Raw genomic sequence first — 20,660 nt, 5'->3', positions numbered from 1 at the left:
ATGACAGGACCCGACCCGACCCTCCGCCCCGATCCCTTGCCGGAAGATGCCGACCGGGCTCTGCGGCCTCAGCTTCTTTCGGACTTCGTCGGCCAGGAAGAAGCGCGCGCCAACCTGCGCGTCTTCATCGAAAGCGCGCGGCGGCGGGGCGAGGCGATGGACCACACGCTGTTCCACGGCCCCCCCGGCCTCGGGAAGACGACGCTTGCCCAGATCATGGCTCGGGAGCTTGGCGTGAACTTCCGGATGACCTCCGGACCTGTGCTGGCGCGGGCGGGCGACCTTGCCGCGATCCTCACCAATCTCGAGGCGCGCGACGTCCTTTTCATCGACGAGATCCACCGCATGAACCCGGCGGTCGAGGAGGTGCTCTACCCCGCGATGGAGGACTTCGAGCTCGACCTCGTGATCGGGGAGGGACCCGCCGCGCGGACAGTGCGGATCGAGTTGCAGCCCTTCACCCTCGTCGGCGCCACGACCCGGCTTGGCCTGCTGACGACGCCGCTCCGCGACCGTTTCGGCATTCCGACGCGGCTCCAATTCTACACGATTGTCGAACTTGACCACATCGTCACCAGGGGGGCGCGGCTCATGGGCCTGCCCGCGGACGCCGAGGGAACGCTGGAGATTGCCCGGCGCGCGCGCGGAACGCCCCGGATAGCCGGGCGGCTTCTTCGGCGGGTCGCAGACTTCGCCCTTGTCGAGGGCGACGGGCGGCTGACGAAGGAAATTGCGGATTCCGCATTGACCCGGCTTGGCGTCGATCACCTCGGTCTCGACGCAGCGGACCGCCGTTATCTCACGCTCATGGCGGAGAACTACGCCGGCGGGCCTGTCGGGGTGGAGACACTCGCCGCGGCCTTGTCGGAAAGCCGCGACGCGATCGAGGAAGTGATCGAGCCCTACCTTCTCCAGCAGGGGCTCATCCAGCGGACGCCGCGGGGGCGGATGCTGGCCTCGAAAGCCTGGACGCATCTCGGAATGGATCCGCCGAAGGGCGCGGGGCAGGGCGACCTGTTCGGCGCGTGAGAGCGGTTGGCGTTTTGCAGCAAAGCGCACGGCAACGCCCGGAAAATGTAGGAAAACGGCAAGAACGCCATCCAGACGAAAAGGAACCTCGTGCCGATGGATAGCTCAGCCCCCGAGGCCCTGTTCACCAGCCCTGACGGAAAGTACCACTTCGCCCGCTGGGGGCGCCCGATCGCGCCGGTGGTCTTCGGCGTGGAGGAAGAAACCCTTCGCACCGTCAAGGGGGCCATCGAGGCGGTGACGGGGCTTGCCGGTCATACCGTTGCGGAAACCGACCCGGAGCTTGGCGCGAACCTGATGCTCTTCTTTTTCCGTGAATGGCGCGAGCTTTCCGACGTGCCGAACCTCGATCGGCTCATTCCCGGCCTGCACGACCTCGTGGAACGGCTTGAGGAGGTTGGGGCGAACCAGTACCGGGTCTTCCGTTTCGACGAAGCCGGGGCGATCCGGGCCTGCTTCGCATTCCTCAGGATCGACGAAGATCTCGCGGCGCTTCCCGCCGAGGTGATCGCCCTGGACCAGGCGGTGCGCATGATCCTCAACTGGTCTGACCGGGCCTTTGCAGCCCGCTCGCCTCTTGCCGAAGCGGGAGGCCGGCTCATGCTGCGGCCGGAAATCGCCGCCGTGATCCGCGCGGCCTACGACCCGGTAATGCCGGCTTCGGCGATGGATCCGTCCCATGCCTTGCGGCTTGCGGCGCGGATGAGCCTGCCTGGCCCTGGCGCGCAGTGAAGTCGCCGGCGACCAGAGACACCAAAGCTCAGGCGCGGACTTGCCACGAGGGCGGTCGGCGATTACCCGGGTAGCGTTCAAACGAGGCGGCACGGACACATGGCCCACAGTTTCGCAGTGCGCGTCTACTACGAGGACACGGACCTCGCCGGGATCGTCTATTACGCCAACTACCTGAAGTTCATAGAGCGCGCCCGGACCGAATGGGTTCGCGAGCTCGGGGTCGACCAGGCGAAGCTGCGCGCCGAGGCGGGGATCGTCTTCGCGGTGCGCCGGGTGGTGGCGGAGTATCTGCGGCCGGCACGGTTTGACGACGAGTTGCGCGTGGAGACGCGGCTTCTCGCGCAGACCGGCGCGCGGATCGCGCTGTCGCAGGACGTGATGCGGGGCGACGAGCGGCTGTTTTCGTCCGAAGTGACGCTCGTTTGCCTGACCGAAACCGGTGCGCCGGCGCGGCTGCCGGCGGATATCCGCCAGAAACTGTGCGGCGCGACGGATTAGTTCCGGCGCAGCCACGCTCATGACGCAGATGTGTTGGCAATCACCCTAAAATCGCGGTAGAAACCCTGATAATCAGAGCCGCGTAATCCAAGCGTGGCCCAACCGGCGAGCAGTGACTGATGGAAACCGAAGCCCTTGCGATGGCGCAGGAGATTGACTTCTCCTTGCTGGCACTCTTTGCGCGCGCCTCACTGACTGTGAAACTCGTGATGATCCTCCTGATCGTGGCCTCCTTCTGGTCCTGGTCGATCATCATCCAGAAGTTCATCGCCTACCGTCTTGCGCGGCGCGAGGCGGCGATCTTCGACCGGGCTTTCTGGTCCGGCGAGCCGCTGGACGAGCTTTTCGAGACGCTGGGGCCGGAACCCGACGGCGCCTCCGAAAAGATCTTCGCCTCCGGCATGATGGAATGGCGTCGCAGCCACCGGCAGGACGGAAAGCTCATCATGGGCGCACAGGCGCGTATCGACCGGTCGATGGACGTGGCGATCGCGAAACAGGCCGAATACCTTCAGTCCGGCCTGCCGTTCCTCGCGACGGTCGGTTCGACGGCGCCGTTCGTGGGCCTCTTCGGGACGGTCTGGGGGATCAAGGTCGCCTTCGAGGAAATCGCGATTTCGCAGAACACCTCGCTCGCCGTCGTGGCGCCGGGCATCGCGGAAGCGCTTCTGGCCACCGGTCTCGGCCTTCTGGCGGCAATCCCGGCGGTGATCTTCTACAACAAGCTTTCGACCGACAGCGACCGGATCGTGTCGGGCTACGAGGCGTTCGCGGACGAATTCTCCACGATCCTGTCGCGTCAGCTGGACGCGGGGTGACGGGATGGGCGCCGGCGTAATGAAGAAGACCGCGGGCGGTGGACGCCGTCGGCGGGGGGCACGCGGCAAGCACGCCGCGATGAGCGAGATCAACGTCACGCCGATGGTCGACGTCATGCTCGTGCTTCTGATCATCTTCATGGTGGCGGCGCCGCTTCTGACCGTGGGGGTCCCACTGGAGCTTCCCAAGACCGCGGCGCAGGCGGTTCCGACCGAGCAGGAGGAGCCGCTGACCGTCTCGATCCAGGTCGACGGGGCGATCTCGATCCAGAACACGCAGGTGCCGGAAGAGGAACTGATCGGCAAGCTTCGCGCCATAGCGGCGGAGCGGTCGTCCAACAAGCTCTTCCTTCGGGCGGACGGCGCGATCCCCTATGAGCGCGTCGTGCAGGTCATGGGCGCGCTGAACGCGGGTGGCTTCACGGAGATCATCCTGGTGACGGACGCCGGCGGACCGCGGATGGACGCGGCCGTCAACAACTAAACGCAGGAGCGCGCAGACGGGGCGATGGACAGACCGGCGAGCATAGGCACGGCGGTTTCGGCGGCAGGACATGCGAGCCTGATCGTCTGGATCCTGTTTGGCGGGATGCTGTTCCATCCGCAGCCCTCCGAACCCGTGGCGCTGGCCGAAGTCACGCTGATGAGCGAGGCGGAGTTCGCCGCGCTGACGGCCGCGGCAGCGCGTGCGCCCGAGGTGACGCCGGAGGCTCCGGAAGTGACGGGAGCGCCCGAGTCTGAACCCGTGCCGGAAACTCCAACCGAGGAGTTGCCGCCCGAGACGCCGCTGGCCGAGCCGGAGCAGGCCGCGCCGCCTGAACCGGAGCCGGAGGTGGAGGTCGTCGAACCGGAGCCGCCGACGCCCCCCGCGCCGGAGGTAACGGAAGCCCCGCCGCTGCCGACGCCGCCGGTGGAGGAGCCTTCCACGACCGTCCTGCCGGAGATCAGCCCGGAATCGAAGCCACGGGCGGCACCGCGCGTGGCGCCGACGCCGTCGGAGGCCCCGGAAGTCGATGCCGAGGTGGCGGAAACCGCCGTCGAGGAGACGCGGCCCGAACCTGCGCCTGAACCCGAGCCCGAACCGGAGCCACCGGTCGAGGAAGCCGCGCCGCCGGAGGCCACGACGGAGATCGTGACCGAAGCGACCGAAACCGACGACAAGCCCGAAAGCTCGGCGCCCTTGAGTTCCGCGCGCCCGAGATCGCGGCCCGACAAGCCGAAGCCCGCTCCGGAGCCGGTGCCCGAGGAAACGCAGACCGCATCCGCTCCAGAGCCCGAAAAGCCGGCGGCCGATGCGATCGCCGACGCGCTGGCCGAAGCGATGGCCGCCGAAGAGACTGGCGAGACGCAGGCAGGGACCGGCACGGCGCCCTCCGGGCCGCCGATGACCTCTGGCGAGAAGGACGCGCTGATCCTCGCGGTCAAGCAGTGCTGGAACGTGGGCGCCCTGTCGACGGAAGCCCTGCGCACGATCGTCACGGTCGGCGTGTCGATGGGGCCGGATGGTAAGCCCGACGCGGGTTCGATCCGCCTGATCGGCTACGAGGGCGGATCGGATGCCGCGGCCCAGCAGGCCTACGAGGCCGGGCGCCGCGCGATCCTGCGCTGCGCGCGGGACGGCTATCCGCTTCCGGCGGAGAAATACGAACAGTGGCGCGAACTCGAAGTCGTCTTCAATCCCGAGAAGATGAGGCTGAAGTGACGATGCGCGCCCCGAAAAAGATCGCCGCTGCTGGCCACCCCGACGCCGCAGCCAGAAATCAAAAGAGCCAGAGGGACAGATGCCCATGCTCCGCCACCTGATTGCCGCAGTCGCCCTCCTGGGCCTCATCCCCGTCGCCGCGCCGGCGCAGGAAGGTCCGCTGAGGATCGAGATCACCGAGGGCGTGATCGAACCGATGCCCTTCGCCATACCGCGCTTCGTCGCGGAGAACCCCGCCGCGACGGACTACGCGGCAAGCCTCGCCCGTGTCGTTGCGGACGACCTGATCGGAACGGGGCTGTTCCGCGAGGTGCCCGAAGGCTCCCACATCGCGCGGGTGACGAGCTTCGAGGCCCCGGTTTCCTATCCGGACTGGAAGGCGATCAACATCGAGGCGCTGGTGACCGGTGGCGTAAGCCTTGGTTCGGACGGGCGGCTCACGGTGAAGTTCCGTCTGCACGACGTGACCTCGGGCGTGCCGCTCGACGGGTTCCAGTTCGGCGGGCCGGCGGACAGCTGGCGCCGGATGGCGCACAAGGTCGCGGACGTCGTCTATTCGCGGATCACGGGCGAGACCGGCTATTTCGACAGCCGCGTCGTCTTCGTGTCCGAGAGCGGACCGAAGGATGCGCGGCTCAAGCGGCTTGCCGTCATGGATTATGACGGCGCGAACGTGCAGTACCTCACGGACAGTTCCACGATCGTCATCGCGCCGCGGTTCTCGCCGGATGGCGGCCGCATCCTCTACACCTCATTCGAATCCGGTTTCCCGCGCATCAAGGTGATGGACGTGGCGAGCGTCCAGTCCCGCACCTTCGCGGAACAGCCCGGCACGATGACCTTCGCGCCGCGGTTCTCTCCGGACGGCTCGGCGGTGGTCTACTCGCTGGAGCAGGGCGGAAACACCGACCTCTGGCGCCTCGACCTCGGGTCGGGCCAGCCGACGCGGCTGACCAATGCCCCGTCGATCGAAACCGCGCCGTCCTATTCGCCGGACGGCAGCCGGATGGTCTTCGAAAGCGACCGCTCGGGCACCCAGCAGCTTTACGTCATGTCCGCAGGCGGAGGGGAGCCCGCCCGCATCAGCTTCGGCGAAGGACGTTATGGCACGCCGGTCTGGTCGCCGAAGGGCGACTACATCGCCTTCACCAAGCAGCACGCGGGCCGGTTCCACATCGGCGTCATGCGGGCAGACGGGTCCGAGGAGCGGCTTCTCACGGCGTCGTTCCTCGACGAGGGCCCGACCTGGGCGCCGAACGGCCGCGTGATCATGTTCACCCGCCAGACCGCCGGCGCGGGCGGTGAGCCTGCGCTTTATTCGGTCGACATTTCCGGGCGGAACCTGAAGCGCATCCCCACTCCGGGCCCGGCTTCGGACCCGGCCTGGTCCCCGCTTCTCCCCTGAGGGCGGGCGTTCCCAAAGCCTGGACGGAATGATAGTGTAACTCCATCGAGCAAAGAACAGAGGCGGTAACCCGATGAAACATCTCTCCAAGGTCCTGATGCTGACGGCCGCGCTGGCCCTCTCGGCCTGTAACAACCCAGACCGTTACGGCGCGGGCGGGCCCGGTGGCGCGGGCGGAGCCGGCGGCATGGGCGGAATCGACTCGGCGAGCCTCGGCGACCCGAACAACCCGAACTCGCCGGCCTATTTCGCGCAGACGATCGGCGACAAGGTCCTCTTCGCGGTCGACCAGTACTCGCTGACGCCCCAGGCGCAGCAGATCCTGACGGCGCAGGCGGTCTGGATGAACCAGCACCCGGAATACACCGCGATCGTCGAAGGCCATGCCGACGAACAGGGCACGCGGGAATACAACCTCGCGCTCGGCGCGCGCCGCGCGACGGCGGTTCAGGAATACCTGATCTCGCAGGGCGTCTCGCCGGCCCGTCTGCGCACGGTGTCCTATGGCAAGGAGCGCCCGCTCGCGGTCTGCTCGGAAGAAGCCTGCTACGCCCAGAACCGCCGCGCGGTGACGGTGCTGGCCACCGGCGCGGGCGTCTGAGAGACGCCGACCTGAAGGAGGGCGCATGATCCGGCTTTCCGTTCTTCTCCTCTGGTTCGGGGCCTTCTCGGCCCCGGCCTTCGCGCAGGACGAAACCATCGCCGACATCAGGGCCGAACTCGCGGCCCTGGCCGCCGATCTGCAGGCACTGCGGGCGGAACTCGTGTCATCGGGCCAGGCCGGGATGCAGGCCGCGGGCGGCGCCTCGGCGCTCGACCGGATGAACGCGATGGAGGCTGAGATCGTGCGTCTCACCTCGGTCACCGAGGCCTTGCAGAACAAGGTGGACCGGGTCGTCGCGGACGGGACGAACCGGATCGGCGACCTCGAGTTCCGGCTGTGCGAACTCGAAGAGGGTTGCGACATCTCGAGCCTGCCGGTCACGGCGACGCTTGGCGGCGGAGCTCCGGCGCCGGGCCCGGTGACGCCTGCGCCCGCAGCGCCGACGGCGTCCCAGCCGGAGCTTGCCGCGAACGAACAGGCAGATTTCGACCGGGCCAAGGCGGCCTACGAAGACGGCAACTTTCAGGACGCCGCGGATCTCTTTGCGGCCTTCACCGAGACCTACACGGGCGGGCCCCTGACCGGAGAGGCGCATTTCATGCGCGGCGAGGCGCTGGCCCAGACGGGTGCAACCTCGGCCGCCGCTCGGGCCTACCTCGAGGCGTTTTCCGGACAGCCGGACGGGCCGGTCGCCGCGCAGAGTCTACTGAGGCTCGGCCAGTCGCTCGGGCAACTCGGCCAGCTGCAGGAGGCGTGCGTTACGCTCGCCGAAGTCGGGGCGCGTTTCCCCGGCAGCGCCTCCGTCGCGGAGGCTCAGGCGACGATGCAGAATCTCGGGTGCCAGTGAGCGACGCGGAACTTCTTCAGACGATCGTGGAATTCCTTGCGCCGAGGCGGATCTTTCGCCTCGGCGTCGCCGTTTCCGGGGGCGGAGATTCCACGGCGCTCCTGCATCTGCTTGCAGCCTGGGCGCGGGAGCACGGCGCCGAGATCGCGGCGGTGACGGTCGACCACGGGCTGCGTCCCGGCTCGGCCGCGGAGGCGGCGGCGGTGGCGCGGATCTGCGCCGGGCTCGGCGTTCCGCACGAAACGCTGCGCTGGCACTGGGACGGAGAGGGCAATCTCCAGGACCAGGCGCGGCGGGCAAGGTTGACCCTGATCGCGGATTGGGCAAGGGGCAGGGGGATCGGCGCGGTGGCGCTTGGCCATACGCGTGACGATCAGGCCGAGACCTTCCTGATGCGGCTTGCGAGAGGCGCGGGAGTGGATGGGCTGTCAGGCATGTCCCCGGAACGGCACGCGGAGGGTATCCAATGGCTGCGCCCGCTCCTGACGCGGTCGAGGGCGGAGCTCAGGGATTGGCTGGCGGGCTCCGGACTCGCATGGTTCGACGATCCCTCGAACGAAAACCCGGATTTCGACCGGGTGAAGGCCCGGCGGGCCATCGGGCTGCTCGCACCCCTGGGGGTCGAGGTCGAAGATCTGGCGGCGGCCGCCGGGCGGCTCTCCGTCGCGCGGGCGGCGCTTGCGGAATTCGCCGCCAGGACGGCGGCTCAGATCGTCCGCGTCGAGGCTGGCGATGTGGTCTTCGAACGTGAGGGTTTCGTTTCGGTGCCAAGGGAGACGCAGCTCAGACTGTTGTCCCATGCGCTGCGCTGGGTAGCCTCGGCGGAATACGGCCCCCGCTTCGCACCTTTGGAAGAGTCGTTGGAAGCGGTCGCGGAGCCCGCGCGCCGGGTCCTGCACGGCTGCCTGATTTCGTCGAACAAGCGTGAGGTCCGCGTGACCCGCGAGTACCAGGCGGTCCGGGACCTTTCGTGCAAGCCTGGCGACACCTGGGATGGGCGTTGGATGGTGAGGGGAGAAGAGGCGCCGGGGCTCGACGTCCGTGCGTTGGGTGAAACCGGTCTTCGCGACTGTCAAAATTGGCGTGAGGTCGGGATTCCGCGAACGACGCTTATCTCGACGCCTTCGGTCTGGCGGGAGGACAAGCTGATTGCCGCGCCGCTGGCAGGCAAGCCGGAGGGTTGGGTCGCCGAACTCACTGGCGGAAAAGAGCAATTTCTTGCGAGCCTGACCGCCGCGTGAAGCCGGGCATCGGATGGCGCAATGCGCGGTTGGCCGCGCATCGCGGCAGGCATGGCCACCCGGGTGCCGGTGGGAACCTGCCTGCGACGGCTTGGCCCGACCATCCGTGATTTTATCGCATTGAACGGGCGGCCTTTATCTCTATCTTAAGGAGCGAGGTGCCGAAGGCCTTGCTTTTGCGCCTCTCGATGGAATTTCGGAGGAAACTCTCTTGGGTAACGCGCGCAACGTCGCATTCTGGGTCGTGCTGTTTCTGCTGATCCTCGCGCTGTTCAACCTGTTCGGCGGCAGCCAGAGCACGATGAATTCGCAGACGATCAGCTATTCGGAATTCATCTCTCGGGTGGAGAGCGGCGAAGTCACCAGCGTCGTCCTCGACGGGGAGCAGGTGCTCGTCCGCGGCAAGGACGGACGCCAGTATTCGACCGTCAAGCCTGAGAGCGATGAAATCACCGACCGGCTCATTGCCAACAACGTCGAGGTGCGGGTTGAGCGTCAGGAGCAATCCGGCTTCCTGTCTATCCTTGGCGTGTGGCTCCCGTTCCTTCTCCTGATCGGTGTGTGGATCTTCTTCATGAACCGCATGCAGGGCGGTGGACGCGGCGGCGCGATGGGCTTCGGCAAGTCGCGTGCGAAGCTGCTGACCGAGAAGCATGGGCGCGTGACATTCGACGACGTGGCCGGTATCGACGAGGCGAAGGAAGAACTCGAGGAGATCGTCGAGTTCCTCCGGAACCCGCAGAAGTTTTCGCGCCTCGGCGGCAAGATCCCGAAAGGCGCGCTGCTTGTCGGCCCGCCGGGCACGGGCAAGACGCTGCTGGCTCGCGCGATCGCGGGCGAGGCGGGCGTTCCGTTCTTCACCATTTCGGGCTCCGACTTCGTCGAGATGTTCGTGGGTGTCGGTGCGTCCCGCGTGCGCGACATGTTCGAGCAGGCGAAGAAGAACGCGCCCTGCATTGTGTTCATCGACGAAATCGACGCCGTCGGCCGTTCGCGCGGCGTCGGCTTTGGTGGCGGCAATGACGAACGCGAGCAGACGCTGAACCAGCTTCTCGTGGAGATGGACGGCTTCGAGGCGAACGAAGGGATCATCATCGTCGCGGCCACCAACCGCAAGGACGTGCTCGACCCCGCGCTTTTGCGTCCGGGCCGTTTCGACCGGCAGATCCACGTCCCGAACCCCGACATCAAGGGACGGGAGAAGATCCTCAATGTCCACGCCCGCAAGGTGCCGCTGGCGCCCGATGTCGACCTGCGCATCATCGCGCGCGGCACGCCGGGTTTCTCTGGCGCGGACCTTGCCAACCTCGTGAACGAGGCGGCCCTGATGGCCGCGCGCGTCGGCCGTCGTTTCGTTGCCATGGGCGATTTCGAGGCCGCGAAGGACAAGGTCATGATGGGTGTCGAGCGCCGCTCGATGGTCCTGACCGCCGAACAGAAGGAGATGACCGCCTATCACGAGGCCGGTCACGCGATCGTCGGGCTCAACCTCGACAAGTGCGACCCGGTCTACAAGGCGACGATCATCCCGCGCGGCGGAGCTCTCGGCATGGTGGTGAGCCTGCCGGAGATGGACAAGCTCAACTACCACAAGGATGAGGCCAAGCAGAAGATCGCCATGACCATGGCGGGCAAGGCGGCCGAGATCATCAAGTGGGGCGACGAGCGCGTGTCGAACGGCCCTGCCGGCGACATTCAGCAGGCCTCCGCGATCGCGCGGGCCATGGTGATGCGCTGGGGCATGTCCGACAAGGTCGGCAACATCGACTATTCGGAAGCCCATGAGGGCTATCGTGGCACCACCGGCGGTTTCTCTGTCTCGGCGAAGACGAAGGAGCTGATCGAGGAAGAAGTGAAGCGCTTCATCGAAGATGGCTACCAGACCGCCCGCACGATCATCCTGGATCACCAGGAGGAGTTCGAGCGCCTGGCGAAGGGGCTTCTGGAATACGAGACGCTCACCGGCGACGAGATCCAGAAGGTGATGAAGGGCGAGTCCCTCGACAGTGGGGATGACAGCACGCCGCCGCCTTCGGGCGCCGCGCCGTCGGTCACCTCCATCCCGAAGACGAAGAAGCCCAAGGCGCCGAAGGGCGGCGGCCTTCCGGAGCCCTCGGCCTGAGGCCCGTGATGGCAGCGCCCGACTGGAACCCGGAAACCTACTCTCGGTTTCGGGGGCTCCGGCTCCGGCCCGCGCTCGATCTTCTTGCGCAGGTGCAGGAGTTGCCGGAGGGCGCTGTCGTCGATCTTGGATGTGGTTCGGGCGCCGTGGGTGGCGCCCTTGCCGCGCGATTTCCCGATCGCGATCTGATCGGGGTCGACAATTCCCCCGCGATGCTTACCGAGGCGGAGGAGACCGGCCACTACGGGACTCTTGCGGCGGTTGACGCAGCCGACTGGGAGCCCGAGGAACCGGTCGCCCTCATCTTTTCCAATGCTGCCCTGCACTGGCTCGACGATCACGAGGCCCTGATGCCGCGGCTGGCCGGGTTCCTCGCGCCTGGCGGCACACTCGCCGTGCAGATGCCGCGGCAGGTCTTCGCGCCGTCGCACCGGTTCCTGCGGGAATTCGCGGCCGACATGTTCCCTGACCGTTTCGATTTTGCCGACTGGCGGCCACCCGTTGCGGCACCGGTCGATTATCACCGGATGCTTGCCCCCGTGGGGCGCGTCAGTGTCTGGGAAACGGACTACGTCCAGAAGCTCGAGGCGGTGGAAAGCGGTCACCCCGTCCGACGCTTCACCGAATCCACCGCGATGCGGCCTTTCCTCGCGAAGCTGGCGGATTGGGAAGCGCAGGCATTCATCCGCCGCTACGAGGAGGCGTTGGCCTCTGCCTATCCCGTGGAGGATGACGGCGCCGTCCTGTTTCCTTTCCGGCGGGTGTTCTTCACTCTGACGGTCTGAGCCGGGGAGGGGCCGTGCCCGCGCTCAAACCCACCGGGTTCGTCGGACGCGTCGCTTGGTTGGGGCGCGTCACGGGTGAACGAAAGCTGCTCACTGCCGAGCCTGCGAAGGAACTCTTCGCCTCCTTCGCCGGAATAGCGGGCGAAGCGCATCAGGGGCTGACGCGCCCATCTTGCAGCCGTGTTGCCGCGCAATATCCGAAAGGCACGGAAATCCGGAACACGCGCCAGGTTTCCATCCTGTCCTTGGAGGAAATGGCGGATATTGCCCGTGACATGGGCCTTCCGTCGCTTGATCCCGCGCTTCTCGGCGCGACGATGGTGATCGGGGGGATTCCGGATTTCAGCCATCTTCCGCCTTCGTCACGCCTCCAGGGCGAAAGCGGCGCAACGCTCGTCGTCGACATGCAGAATCGGCCCTGCGCGATTCCGGCCAAGGCAATCGAGGCCGCTTGCCCGGGAAAGGGCAAGTTGTTCCTGCCTGCGGCGAAGGGTCGGCGCGGGGTCACGGCCTGGGCCGAACGCGAGGGATTGTTCCGTCTGGGAGATGCGGTTCGTCTGCATGTCCCGGACCAGCGAGCGTGGCAATATCTGGACGTCGCGCGGGAAGGATGAGAACCAGGTGTCGCGTAGAACAAAAATTCCATATTGACGCAGAATGGCATTTCGTTCCAGAAAATGGCACTTTCAATGTGCCGTCTGGCGAATCCGCCAAAGGAAATGTCGGAAACCATCCTTATGGGAAGCGCGGGCGCGGCTATACGAAGGCTGACCGATTAAGGCCAGCCGACAAGGAGAGAGCGCGCCATGGCTGTGAAAACAGATATCGAGATTGCCCGCGAGGCGAAGAAGAAACCGATCCTCGAGATTGGCCAGAAGCTTGGCATTCCCACCGAGCACCTCCTGCCCTACGGCCATGACAAGGCCAAGGTCAGCCAGGAGTTCATCTCGTCGCTTGGCGACAAGCCCGACGGGAAACTGATCCTCGTTACCGCGATCAACCCGACGCCCGCGGGCGAAGGCAAGACGACGACCACCGTTGGCCTCGGCGACGGTCTGAACCGTATCGGCAAGAAGGCCGTGATTTGCATCCGCGAAGCCTCGCTTGGCCCGAACTTCGGCATGAAGGGCGGCGCAGCGGGCGGCGGCTATGCCCAGGTCGTTCCGATGGAGGACATGAACCTCCACTTCACCGGCGACTTCCACGCGATCACTTCGGCGCACAACCTGCTGTCGGCGATGATCGACAACCACATCTACTGGGGCAACGAGCAGGAAATCGACACCCGCCGCGTTTCCTGGCGTCGCGTCATGGACATGAACGACCGCGCGCTGCGTGACATCGTGGTGTCGCTCGGCGGCGTTGCGAACGGCTTCCCGCGTCAGGCCGGCTTCGACATCACCGTGGCCTCCGAGGTCATGGCGATCCTCTGCCTCTCGAAAGACCTCGAGGACCTTCAGAAGCGCCTCGGCGACATCGTCGTGGCATACCGCCGCGACAAGTCGCCGGTCTACTGCCGCGACATCAAGGCCGATGGTGCGATGACGGTCCTTCTCAAGGATGCGATGCAGCCGAACCTCGTGCAGACGCTCGAGAACAACCCGGCCTTCGTCCACGGCGGCCCGTTCGCGAACATCGCTCACGGTTGTAACTCGGTCATCGCCACGAAAACTGCGCTGAAGCTCGGCGAATACGTCGTGACCGAAGCCGGCTTCGGTGCCGACCTCGGCGCCGAGAAGTTCTTTGACATCAAGTGCCGCAAGGCCGGGCTGAAGCCGGCGGCCGCCGTGATCGTGGCGACCGTGCGCGCGATGAAGATGAACGGCGGCGTCGCCAAGGCCGATCTCGGCGCGGAGAACGTCGATGCCGTGGTGAAGGGCTGCCCGAACCTCGGCCGTCACATCGCCAACGTGAAGTCGTTCGGCGTGCCGGTCGTGGTGGCGATCAACCACTTCCATTCCGACACCGACGCCGAGATCCAGGCCGTCAAGGCCTACGTGGCCGAACAGGGCGCCGAGGCGATCCTCTGCAAGCACTGGGCCCACGGCTCGGCCGGGATCGAGGATCTCGCCCACAAGGTCGTCAGCCTCGCTGAATCGGGCTCCGCGAACTTCGCACCGATCTACCCGGACGAGATGCCGCTGTTCCAGAAGATCGAAACGATCGCGAAGCGCATCTACCACGCCGACGAGGTTCTGGCCGACAAGGCGATCCGCGACCAGCTGAAAGCCTGGGAAGCGGCGGGCTACGGCAATCTGCCGATCTGCATGGCGAAGACGCAGTACTCCTTCTCGACCGACCCGAACCTGCGCGGCGCGCCGACGGGGCATTCGGTTCCGGTTCGCGAAGTGCGGCTTTCGGCCGGCGCCGGCTTCATCGTGGTGATCTGCGGTGAGATCATGACGATGCCTGGCCTGCCCAAGGTGCCCTCGGCCGAGGTGATCCGCCTCAACGCCGAAGGGAACGTCGAAGGGCTGTTCTGAGAAACTGCTCGATATGGGAGGGCCGGGTCATCCGGCCCTCCCGCGCCTCTGAACACAAGGGCCCGAGGGCATGACCGCCACAGTGATCGACGGCCGCGCAATCGCCGCGGACATCCGCGCCGCAGCCGCAGCCGAGGCGTCGCGCCTCGCCGAAGCCGGTTGGGCGCCGCGACTCGTATCCATCAGCGTAGGCGACGTCGCAGCGGCAGAGCTCTACGTGCGCAACCAGCAACGCCAGGCCGAAGCCTCCGGTGTCGCTTTCGAAGCGCGGAACTACCCGGAAGACATCTCTCTCGAGCAGCTCATCGGGGTGGTGCGCGGACTCAATGCCGACCCGCGGGTCAATGGCATCATCATCCAGCGTCCGTTGCCAGGACACATCCCCGTGAAGGCGCTGCAAAAGACGGTTCACCCGCTCAAGGACGTCGAGGGGATGCATCCCGCCTCGATCGGCAACATCGTCTATAACGACCTGACGCTCGGTCCCTGCACCGCAGTGGCCGCGGTGGAGATACTGAAGACACTGCCCCTCAAGCTCGAGGGGCTCGACGTCACGGTGATCGGCCATTCGGAGATCGTCGGAAAGCCCATCGCCTTCCTCATGATGGGCCTTGGCGCGACCGTCACCGTCTGCCACCACATGACGCGGCAGGTCTCGGTCCATTCCCGGCGCGCGGATGCGGTCTTCGTCGCGGTCGGCAAGCCCGGCCTCGTCACCGGCGAGATGCTGAAGCCCGGAGCGGCGCTGATCGATATCGGGATCAACCAGGTCGATGGGCCGGACGGCCCGCGCGTCGTCGGCGACGCGGATTTCGAAAGCTGCCGGGAGGTGGCTGGCTGGATCACGCCGGTGCCGGGAGGCGTGGGCCCGGTGACGGTGTCGATCCTTATGAAGAACGCAGTGATGGCCACGCGGCTCCAGATGGAGCATTACACGGCCAGTTTCGCGGCAGCAGAATAAAGGAGACTGAGGAATGAGCACGGCAACCATCATCGACGGCAAGGCCTTTGCGGCCAAGGTGCGCGAGCAGGTCGCCGCTCATGTGGCGAAGCTGAAGGAACAGGGGATCACGCCCGGCCTTGCGGTGGTGCTCGTGGGCGAGGATCCGGCCAGCAAGGTCTACGTGAGGAACAAGGGCGAGCAGACCAAGGCGTCGGGCATGGCCTCTTTCGAGCACAAGTTGCCCGCCGAGACCTCCGAGGAAGACCTCCTCGCTCTGATCACCAAGCTCAATGCCGATCCGAGCGTGCACGGTATCCTCGTGCAGCTTCCGCTGCCGAAGCACCTCAATTCGGACCTGGTCATCAACTCGATCGATCCGGCGAAGGACGTGGACGGCTTCCACATTTCGAACGTCGGCCTGCTCGGCACGGGTCAGAAGGCCATGGTGCCCTGCACGCCGCTGGGCTGCCTCATGCTCCTGCGCGACCATCTCGGCAGCCTTTCGGGCCTCAATGCCGTCGTCGTCGGCCGCTCGAACATCGTCGGCAAGCCGATGGCGCAGCTCCTTCTCGCCGATAGCTGCACGGTCACGATCGCGCATTCGCGGACGAAGGACCTGCCCGAGGTCTGCCGCCGCGCGGATATCGTCGTGGCGGCCGTTGGCCGGCCCGAAATGGTGGAGGGCGACTGGATCAAGCCGGGCGCGACCGTGATCGACGTGGGCATCAACCGGATCGAGCGCGACGGGAAGACGAAGCTCGTGGGCGACGTGCATTTCGAAAGCGCGTCCAAGGTCGCGGGCGCGATCACGCCGGTGCCAGGTGGCGTCGGACCGATGACGATCGCCTGCCTTTTGGCCAACACGCTCACGGCGTGCTGCCGGGCGAATGGCCTGGCGGAGCCCGAGGGGTTGACCGCCTAAACGGTATCCACCGGGATCATCGTTCCCTGGAGGAGCGCGACAAGTCGCCACTCCTCCCCTGTCACCGCCTCGACCTCGGCGGTGACGACCGTCAGGCGCTTGCCCGACTTCACTACCCTGCCAGACGCCACGAGGCGCTCCCCGAGCGCGGGCGCGAGCAGATTCACCTTCATCTCGACTGTCATGACCTCGCGCCCCTCCGGCATGAGGGATAGCGCCGCATAGCCTGCGGCCGTGTCACCCAGCGCGAAGGTCAGGCCGGCATGACCCGCGCCATGCTGCTGGCGCGCGCCCGGAAGGATCGGGGCGGAAATCGCGCACGAACCCGGCGAGATCGATGTCACGCTGGCGCCGAACGTCGCCATGAGCGTCTGGCTGGCGAAGCTTTCACGTATGCGCGCTTCGGTTTGGGCGTCCAGATGCCTGGCTGCCTTTTGCGTCATTCCGAGTCCCCTTTATTCACATGCGCCGCTAAGCTCCATCATCTGGAGGATTGCCCAACCGCGAAGCTACGGCTAGCAGTAAGTGTTGCTGGCAGTTGGGGAGGCTGCAATTGGGGGCCGTCGCCTCTTTTCTTGATGAATTAAGGGCCATTTTCCGGTCACCGATCATTTGGATGTCGTGGGTCGTTCTGACGGGCGCGCTGGCCCTTTCTGGGCCCTTCGGGACTTATTCGCAGCTCAACCTCGACCAACGGCTCGTCCTCTGGGCGCTGGTCGTCGCGGGATGCCTCGTCGTCAGCGCGATGTTGCGTCTGGCGCTGATGAGCCGGTTCAAACGCCTTCAGAAACGCACGGCGACGGTCATTGCCGGGGTCGTCTCGGCGCCTTTCCTGGCCATCGCCACGAGACATGTGTTCAGCCTCCTGCATTGGCCGTCGGAGGACCAAGCGCCCAATCTGGTCGAATTGACGCTGACACTTGTCGTGATCGGCGTCGGCGTCGGCTTTCTCTGCCATGCAGTCGCCACCCAGGTCTGGCGGGAAGTCTGGCCTGAAATGAAGGTCGAAACGCCGGTCGGGCAGGCTGTGGCCGCGCCGCACATGTCGCGGCTCATGACCCGGATCGAGCCGGAACTCCGGGGCGAACTGATCCGGGTTTCGGCGCGCGATCACTATCTCGACGTGGTCACGGACAAGGGGACTGCCGAAATCCTCATGCGCCTGTCAGACGCGGTTGCGGAACTTGAAGACACCGATGGCTTGCGGGTGCACCGTTCTCACTGGGTCGCGGTTGCGGCGGTCGCGGCGCTGGAGCGCGAGGGCGACAAGTGGCAGCTTGTCTTGCGGGATGGGTCCAGGGTTCCCGTGAGCCGCACATACAGATCCGCAGTCGCCGAACGCGGCCTGATCTGATTTCCGTCATCGCGGCATCGGCACGGGGACGGCGGCGCGGCCGGTCAGTATCGCGAGCGCACCGGGCGCCATGAGTTCGGACAGCTCCGGCGAGGTACAGGAAAGCCCTCCGGTGTAGGTGCCGAAGGCCGGCATGACGACGCGCGCGCCATCCACGAGGAAACAGGGGCGCGACTGGCCGGCTATCCGGGCCTTGGGGTGGTAATGTCCGGAAACCTCGCCCAAGGCGCTGGGTTCCGCGATGTGGCGGAAGGTCAGGGGGCCGTATGCTAATTCGGCCCGGTGCTCGCCGCCCAGGCCGACGGGGCCCGGGTCGTGGTTCCCCTCGATCCAGATCCAGCGCCGGCCGGCCATCATCCGGGTGAGCCACAGAGTCTCGTTCTCGGGCAAACCGGCAGCGGCGATGTCGTCGAAGCTGTCGCCGAGGCAGATCACACATGCAGGCGACAGGGAGGAGACCAGGTCGTCGAGGCGGCTCAGCGTGTCCGCGACCTCGTAGGGCGGCAGAAGCGTACCCCCGCCGCGCGCGATGCGTTCGGACTTGCCGAGGTGCAGGTCGGAGACGACGAGAAGCCCTTGCCCCTCCCACCAGAGCGCTCCGGAAGCCAGGGCGGCCAACCGAGCGCCCGCAAGATCGAATTCATGGACGCCCCCCGATGTCGTCATGGCGCGCCCCTTTCATCGCGGGCGACATGTCCCTGCGACAGGCGGGGGGAGGGAGTTCTGCTCCCCGATATGCCGGCCAAGCCCGCCGCCGCCATCAGCCGCTCCGCCTCCTCGGCGAGCAGCCTTTCACGACCCGCGCCTTCGACCGGCACCTTGCCGATCTCGAGGAAGAGCGGCGCGGCGAGCGGCGTGACGCGGTCCAGCGCCATGTGGTCGATCTGCCCCCGGGTGGCGGTCAGCATCGCTTCGATCCGCGCGAAATCCACGAGACCGCGCATCGCCTCCTCGCGCGTCACGTCGAGAAGGAGATGGCCGGGATCATGGCGCCGCAACGTGTCGTAAAGGATGTCGGTCGAGAAGGTGGCCTGCCGCCCGGATTTCCGCCCGCCGGGCTGGTTCCTTTCGATCAGGCCCGCGATCTGCGCGACATTGCGGAAGGTACGCTTCATCACCGCGTTGCCCGCAAGCCAGCCCTCCAGCCCGTCGCGCAACCGCGCCGCGTTGAAAAGGGGCAGGGGGTCGGGCACCCGGTCGAGCCCCCAGATCAGGACCGCGTAGTCGGTCGAGACGAAACCCAGCGGGTTCAGGGCCTCTTCCTCCATCCGCTTCGTGAGGAGCAGCCCCAGGGTCTGCATCGCATTGCGCCCCGCGAAGCCGTAGGCGCAAAGATGCGCGCGTCCGTCATGCGGGAACGTCTCCACGAGGAGGCGCCCGGGTTCCGGCAGCCGGCTGACCTCCCGCTGGAGCGTCAGCCAGTCGGCGGTGTGAGGCGGCAGGTCAGGCCAGGCGCCGTTCTGGAACATCCGCAGGATGCGCGCCGAAAGCTGGGTCGAGGTCGAAAACTTTGTGCCCGAGAAGACCGCGATCTTCGGCTGGCGACCCCGCTCGCGCGTGACCTCGACCGTCATCTCGCGCAGGCCCTCGTAGCGCACGACCTCGCCGCCGATGAGGAAGGTGTCACCGGGCGTAAGGCTGGCGGCGAAGCTTTCCTCGACCTCGCCCAGCGGCGTGCCGCCGACATGGCTTCTGAGGCGAACCTTGAGAGTCTCGGTCTCGGTGATCGTGCCGAGATTCATGCGGATACGCTGCGCCGCGCGCGGGTCGCGCAGCGTCCATTGCCCGTCGCGGATCATCAGCCGCTGCCAGCGGTCGTAGGCGCGGAGCGCGTAGCCCCCCGTGGCGCAGAAATCGAGGCAGGCATCGAATTCCGCTCGCGTGAGGTCGGCGTAGGGTCCGGCGGACACCACTTCCTCGAAAAGCTGGCCGGCATTGAACGGGCCGGCGCAGGCGGCGATCAGGATGTGCTGGCAGAGGACGTCGCGGGGGCCCCGCCCACGGGGATCGCCGTCGAGGTCGTGTTCCCGCGCGGCTTCGAGCGCCGCCTGGCATTCCACAACTTCAAACCGGTTTGCCGGGACGAGAAGTGCTTTCGAGGGGGCGTTGTAGCGGTGGTTGGCGCGGCCGATGCGCTGAACGAGCCGCTTCACGTTCTTCGGTGCGCCGACCTGGATGACGAGGTCCACGTCGCCCCAGTCGATCCCAAGGTCCAGCGACCCCGTGCAGACGACGGCGCGCAGGCTGCCCGCGACCATCGCTTGCTCCACCCTCTCGCGCTGTTCGCGGGAGAGGGAGCCGTGGTGGATGCCAATGGGCAGTCCGTCCTCATTCGCAAGCCACAGGTCGCGGAAGAAGAGTTCGGCCTGCGCGCGGGTGTTATGGAAGATGAGCGTGGTCCTGTGGCGGCGCACCTCGTCGAGAATCGCCGGGATCGCGTAGCGGCCGCCTCCGCCGGACCAGGGCGGAGCGTCTTCCGTCTCCAGCATGGCGATGTCGGGGTCGGGGCCAGGATCGGCGTGGAGGATATCGCAGGGCTCCGGGTGGCGGGCGAGGAGGCGCGCGATGGCCTCCGGGTCCTCGATCGTCGCCGACAGCCCGACCCGCCTGAGCCCGGGTGCAAGGCGCGACAGCCGCGCAAGACACAGCATCAGCTGGTCGCCGCGCTTCGATTCCGCCAAGGCGTGGATTTCGTCGACGATGACACGAGAAAGTCCGGCGAAGACACGTGGCGCGTCCTCGTAGGAAAGAAGAAGCGCGAGGCTCTCGGGCGTCGTCAGCAGGATGTGCGGAGGATCGGCCCGCTGACGCCGACGTCGCGTATAGCTCGTGTCGCCGGTCCGGTCCTCGATCCGGATCGGCAGCGACATCTCGGTGACTGGCGTCGTCAGGTTCCGCCGGATGTCGGCCGCAAGGGCCTTCAGCGGCGAGATATAAAGCGTATGCAGGCCCGGGCGCGGGTCTTCCGCCAGTTCGGCAAGCGTCGGGAGGAAACCGGCAAGTGTCTTGCCGCCACCCGTCGGCGCGACGAGGAGGAGCGCAGGGGCCCCAGCCCGCGCGAGCATGGCTTCCTGATGCGGGTGGGCGGACCAGCCGCGGCTACGAAACCAGGCATCGAAGGGGGCGGGGAGGGCGGCCATGGCGGAAAGTTAGGGGCGCCGCCCCGGAAAGA

20 protein-coding genes are annotated in these 20,660 nt (G+C 66.6%); 17 read left to right on the top strand and 3 right to left on the bottom strand.

What is annotated here, in order from left to right:
* The 16 genes from ruvB (at position 1) to folD (ending at position 16,134) form a co-directional block, all read left to right on the top strand.
* The gene (ruvB, locus tag ABCN56_RS05870) at positions 1 to 1,029 is read left to right on the top strand and encodes a Holliday junction branch migration DNA helicase RuvB (protein WP_343079822.1); all 1,029 of its coding nucleotides are present in this window, start codon (positions 1 to 3) and stop codon (positions 1,027 to 1,029) included.
* A 96-nt stretch (positions 1,030 to 1,125) separates the two neighbouring features.
* Positions 1,126 to 1,761, top strand: a complete 636-nt coding sequence (locus tag ABCN56_RS05865) for a hypothetical protein (RefSeq protein ID WP_343079821.1) — start codon at positions 1,126 to 1,128, stop codon at positions 1,759 to 1,761.
* Between the two features lie 99 nt (positions 1,762 to 1,860).
* Positions 1,861 to 2,262: a tol-pal system-associated acyl-CoA thioesterase gene (gene ybgC / locus ABCN56_RS05860; protein ID WP_343079820.1), complete on the top strand. Its 402-nt coding sequence runs from the start codon at positions 1,861 to 1,863 to the stop codon at positions 2,260 to 2,262.
* 119 nt (positions 2,263 to 2,381) lie between these two features.
* On the top strand, positions 2,382 to 3,080 hold the full coding sequence (gene tolQ / locus ABCN56_RS05855; RefSeq protein ID WP_343079819.1) for a protein TolQ: 699 nt from the start codon (positions 2,382 to 2,384) through the stop codon (positions 3,078 to 3,080).
* A gap of 4 nt (positions 3,081 to 3,084) precedes the next feature.
* Positions 3,085 to 3,564 (top strand): protein TolR, encoded by a 480-nt coding sequence (tolR, locus tag ABCN56_RS05850; protein ID WP_343079818.1) that lies wholly within the window; start codon positions 3,085 to 3,087, stop codon positions 3,562 to 3,564.
* A 24-nt stretch (positions 3,565 to 3,588) separates the two neighbouring features.
* Complete coding sequence (locus tag ABCN56_RS05845; protein ID WP_343079817.1) at positions 3,589 to 4,782, top strand: cell envelope biogenesis protein TolA; 1,194 nt, start codon at positions 3,589 to 3,591, stop codon at positions 4,780 to 4,782.
* Between the two features lie 79 nt (positions 4,783 to 4,861).
* Positions 4,862 to 6,187, top strand: a complete 1,326-nt coding sequence (gene tolB / locus ABCN56_RS05840; protein ID WP_425466074.1) for a Tol-Pal system beta propeller repeat protein TolB — start codon at positions 4,862 to 4,864, stop codon at positions 6,185 to 6,187.
* Positions 6,188 to 6,260: 73 nt separating this feature from the next.
* On the top strand, positions 6,261 to 6,788 hold the full coding sequence (gene pal / locus ABCN56_RS05835) for a peptidoglycan-associated lipoprotein Pal (RefSeq protein ID WP_343079816.1): 528 nt from the start codon (positions 6,261 to 6,263) through the stop codon (positions 6,786 to 6,788).
* 25 nt (positions 6,789 to 6,813) lie between these two features.
* On the top strand, positions 6,814 to 7,638 hold the full coding sequence (ybgF, locus tag ABCN56_RS05830) for a tol-pal system protein YbgF (protein WP_343079815.1): 825 nt from the start codon (positions 6,814 to 6,816) through the stop codon (positions 7,636 to 7,638).
* Positions 7,635 to 8,879: a tRNA lysidine(34) synthetase TilS gene (gene tilS / locus ABCN56_RS05825; protein ID WP_343079814.1), complete on the top strand. Its 1,245-nt coding sequence runs from the start codon at positions 7,635 to 7,637 to the stop codon at positions 8,877 to 8,879. Before ybgF ends, tilS begins: the two co-directional genes overlap by 4 nt.
* A 211-nt stretch (positions 8,880 to 9,090) precedes the next feature.
* Complete coding sequence (gene ftsH, locus ABCN56_RS05820) at positions 9,091 to 11,001, top strand: ATP-dependent zinc metalloprotease FtsH (RefSeq protein ID WP_343079813.1); 1,911 nt, start codon at positions 9,091 to 9,093, stop codon at positions 10,999 to 11,001.
* Positions 11,002 to 11,009: 8 nt separating this feature from the next.
* Positions 11,010 to 11,786: a methyltransferase domain-containing protein gene (locus ABCN56_RS05815; protein WP_343079812.1), complete on the top strand. Its 777-nt coding sequence runs from the start codon at positions 11,010 to 11,012 to the stop codon at positions 11,784 to 11,786.
* Positions 11,787 to 11,800: 14 nt separating this feature from the next.
* A complete protein-coding gene (locus ABCN56_RS05810; protein WP_343079811.1) occupies positions 11,801 to 12,400 on the top strand; it encodes an MOSC domain-containing protein in 600 nt (199 codons plus the stop codon).
* 192 nt (positions 12,401 to 12,592) lie between these two features.
* Positions 12,593 to 14,269, top strand: coding sequence for a formate--tetrahydrofolate ligase (locus ABCN56_RS05805; protein WP_343079810.1), 1,677 nt, complete (start codon positions 12,593 to 12,595; stop codon positions 14,267 to 14,269).
* A 70-nt stretch (positions 14,270 to 14,339) separates the two neighbouring features.
* Positions 14,340 to 15,230 carry a bifunctional 5,10-methylenetetrahydrofolate dehydrogenase/5,10-methenyltetrahydrofolate cyclohydrolase gene (locus ABCN56_RS05800; protein ID WP_343079809.1) on the top strand — a complete coding sequence of 297 codons (891 nt, stop codon included), beginning with the start codon at positions 14,340 to 14,342 and terminating at the stop codon, positions 15,228 to 15,230.
* Between the two features lie 13 nt (positions 15,231 to 15,243).
* Positions 15,244 to 16,134 carry a bifunctional methylenetetrahydrofolate dehydrogenase/methenyltetrahydrofolate cyclohydrolase FolD gene (gene folD, locus ABCN56_RS05795; protein ID WP_343079808.1) on the top strand — a complete coding sequence of 297 codons (891 nt, stop codon included), beginning with the start codon at positions 15,244 to 15,246 and terminating at the stop codon, positions 16,132 to 16,134.
* On the opposite strand, the gene ABCN56_RS05790 is transcribed toward folD, so the two are convergent.
* Positions 16,131 to 16,577, bottom strand: coding sequence for a PaaI family thioesterase (locus ABCN56_RS05790; protein ID WP_343079807.1), 447 nt, complete (start codon positions 16,575 to 16,577; stop codon positions 16,131 to 16,133). The two genes, folD and ABCN56_RS05790, sit on opposite strands and share 4 nt — an antisense overlap.
* 173 nt (positions 16,578 to 16,750) lie before the next feature.
* Between ABCN56_RS05790 and ABCN56_RS05785 the strand changes: the two genes are divergently transcribed.
* Complete coding sequence (locus ABCN56_RS05785; RefSeq protein WP_343079806.1) at positions 16,751 to 17,488, top strand: LytTR family DNA-binding domain-containing protein; 738 nt, start codon at positions 16,751 to 16,753, stop codon at positions 17,486 to 17,488.
* A 6-nt stretch (positions 17,489 to 17,494) separates the two neighbouring features.
* Here the strand turns inward: ABCN56_RS05785 and pdeM are convergent, their stop codons facing one another.
* Both pdeM and ABCN56_RS05775 read right to left on the bottom strand, forming a co-directional pair.
* A complete protein-coding gene (pdeM, locus tag ABCN56_RS05780) occupies positions 17,495 to 18,154 on the bottom strand; it encodes a ligase-associated DNA damage response endonuclease PdeM (protein ID WP_343079805.1) in 660 nt (219 codons plus the stop codon).
* Positions 18,151 to 20,628 carry a ligase-associated DNA damage response DEXH box helicase gene (locus tag ABCN56_RS05775; RefSeq protein ID WP_343079804.1) on the bottom strand — a complete coding sequence of 826 codons (2,478 nt, stop codon included), beginning with the start codon at positions 20,626 to 20,628 and terminating at the stop codon, positions 18,151 to 18,153. The genes pdeM and ABCN56_RS05775 overlap by 4 nt, the downstream gene beginning before the upstream one ends.
* Between the last annotated feature and the right edge of the window lie 32 nt (positions 20,629 to 20,660).

The organism is Ostreiculturibacter nitratireducens, assembly GCF_032670585.1.
GTDB classification, from domain to species: domain Bacteria; phylum Pseudomonadota; class Alphaproteobacteria; order Rhodobacterales; family Rhodobacteraceae; genus Ostreiculturibacter; species Ostreiculturibacter nitratireducens.
This window is presented reverse-complemented; position numbering and strand designations above follow the sequence as displayed.

Coding starts and splice junctions, on each gene's coding strand:
- ABCN56_RS05815 (WP_343079812.1), top strand. CDS start 11,010: ATGGCAGCGCCCGACTGGAACCCGGAAACCTACTCTCGGTTTCGGGGG.
- ybgF (WP_343079815.1), top strand. CDS start 6,814: ATGATCCGGCTTTCCGTTCTTCTCCTCTGGTTCGGGGCCTTCTCGGCC.
- ABCN56_RS05805 (WP_343079810.1), top strand. CDS start 12,593: ATGGCTGTGAAAACAGATATCGAGATTGCCCGCGAGGCGAAGAAGAAA.
- ABCN56_RS05785 (WP_343079806.1), top strand. CDS start 16,751: ATGTCGTGGGTCGTTCTGACGGGCGCGCTGGCCCTTTCTGGGCCCTTC.
- ABCN56_RS05800 (WP_343079809.1), top strand. CDS start 14,340: ATGACCGCCACAGTGATCGACGGCCGCGCAATCGCCGCGGACATCCGC.
- ybgC (WP_343079820.1), top strand. CDS start 1,861: ATGGCCCACAGTTTCGCAGTGCGCGTCTACTACGAGGACACGGACCTC.
- ABCN56_RS05845 (WP_343079817.1), top strand. CDS start 3,589: ATGGACAGACCGGCGAGCATAGGCACGGCGGTTTCGGCGGCAGGACAT.
- ruvB (WP_343079822.1), top strand. CDS start 1: ATGACAGGACCCGACCCGACCCTCCGCCCCGATCCCTTGCCGGAAGAT.
- folD (WP_343079808.1), top strand. CDS start 15,244: ATGAGCACGGCAACCATCATCGACGGCAAGGCCTTTGCGGCCAAGGTG.
- pdeM (WP_343079805.1), bottom strand. CDS start 18,154: ATGACGACATCGGGGGGCGTCCATGAATTCGATCTTGCGGGCGCTCGG.
- ABCN56_RS05775 (WP_343079804.1), bottom strand. CDS start 20,628: ATGGCCGCCCTCCCCGCCCCCTTCGATGCCTGGTTTCGTAGCCGCGGC.
- tolR (WP_343079818.1), top strand. CDS start 3,085: ATGGGCGCCGGCGTAATGAAGAAGACCGCGGGCGGTGGACGCCGTCGG.
- ABCN56_RS05790 (WP_343079807.1), bottom strand. CDS start 16,577: ATGACGCAAAAGGCAGCCAGGCATCTGGACGCCCAAACCGAAGCGCGC.
- pal (WP_343079816.1), top strand. CDS start 6,261: ATGAAACATCTCTCCAAGGTCCTGATGCTGACGGCCGCGCTGGCCCTC.
- ABCN56_RS05865 (WP_343079821.1), top strand. CDS start 1,126: ATGGATAGCTCAGCCCCCGAGGCCCTGTTCACCAGCCCTGACGGAAAG.
- tolB (WP_425466074.1), top strand. CDS start 4,862: ATGCCCATGCTCCGCCACCTGATTGCCGCAGTCGCCCTCCTGGGCCTC.
- tolQ (WP_343079819.1), top strand. CDS start 2,382: ATGGAAACCGAAGCCCTTGCGATGGCGCAGGAGATTGACTTCTCCTTG.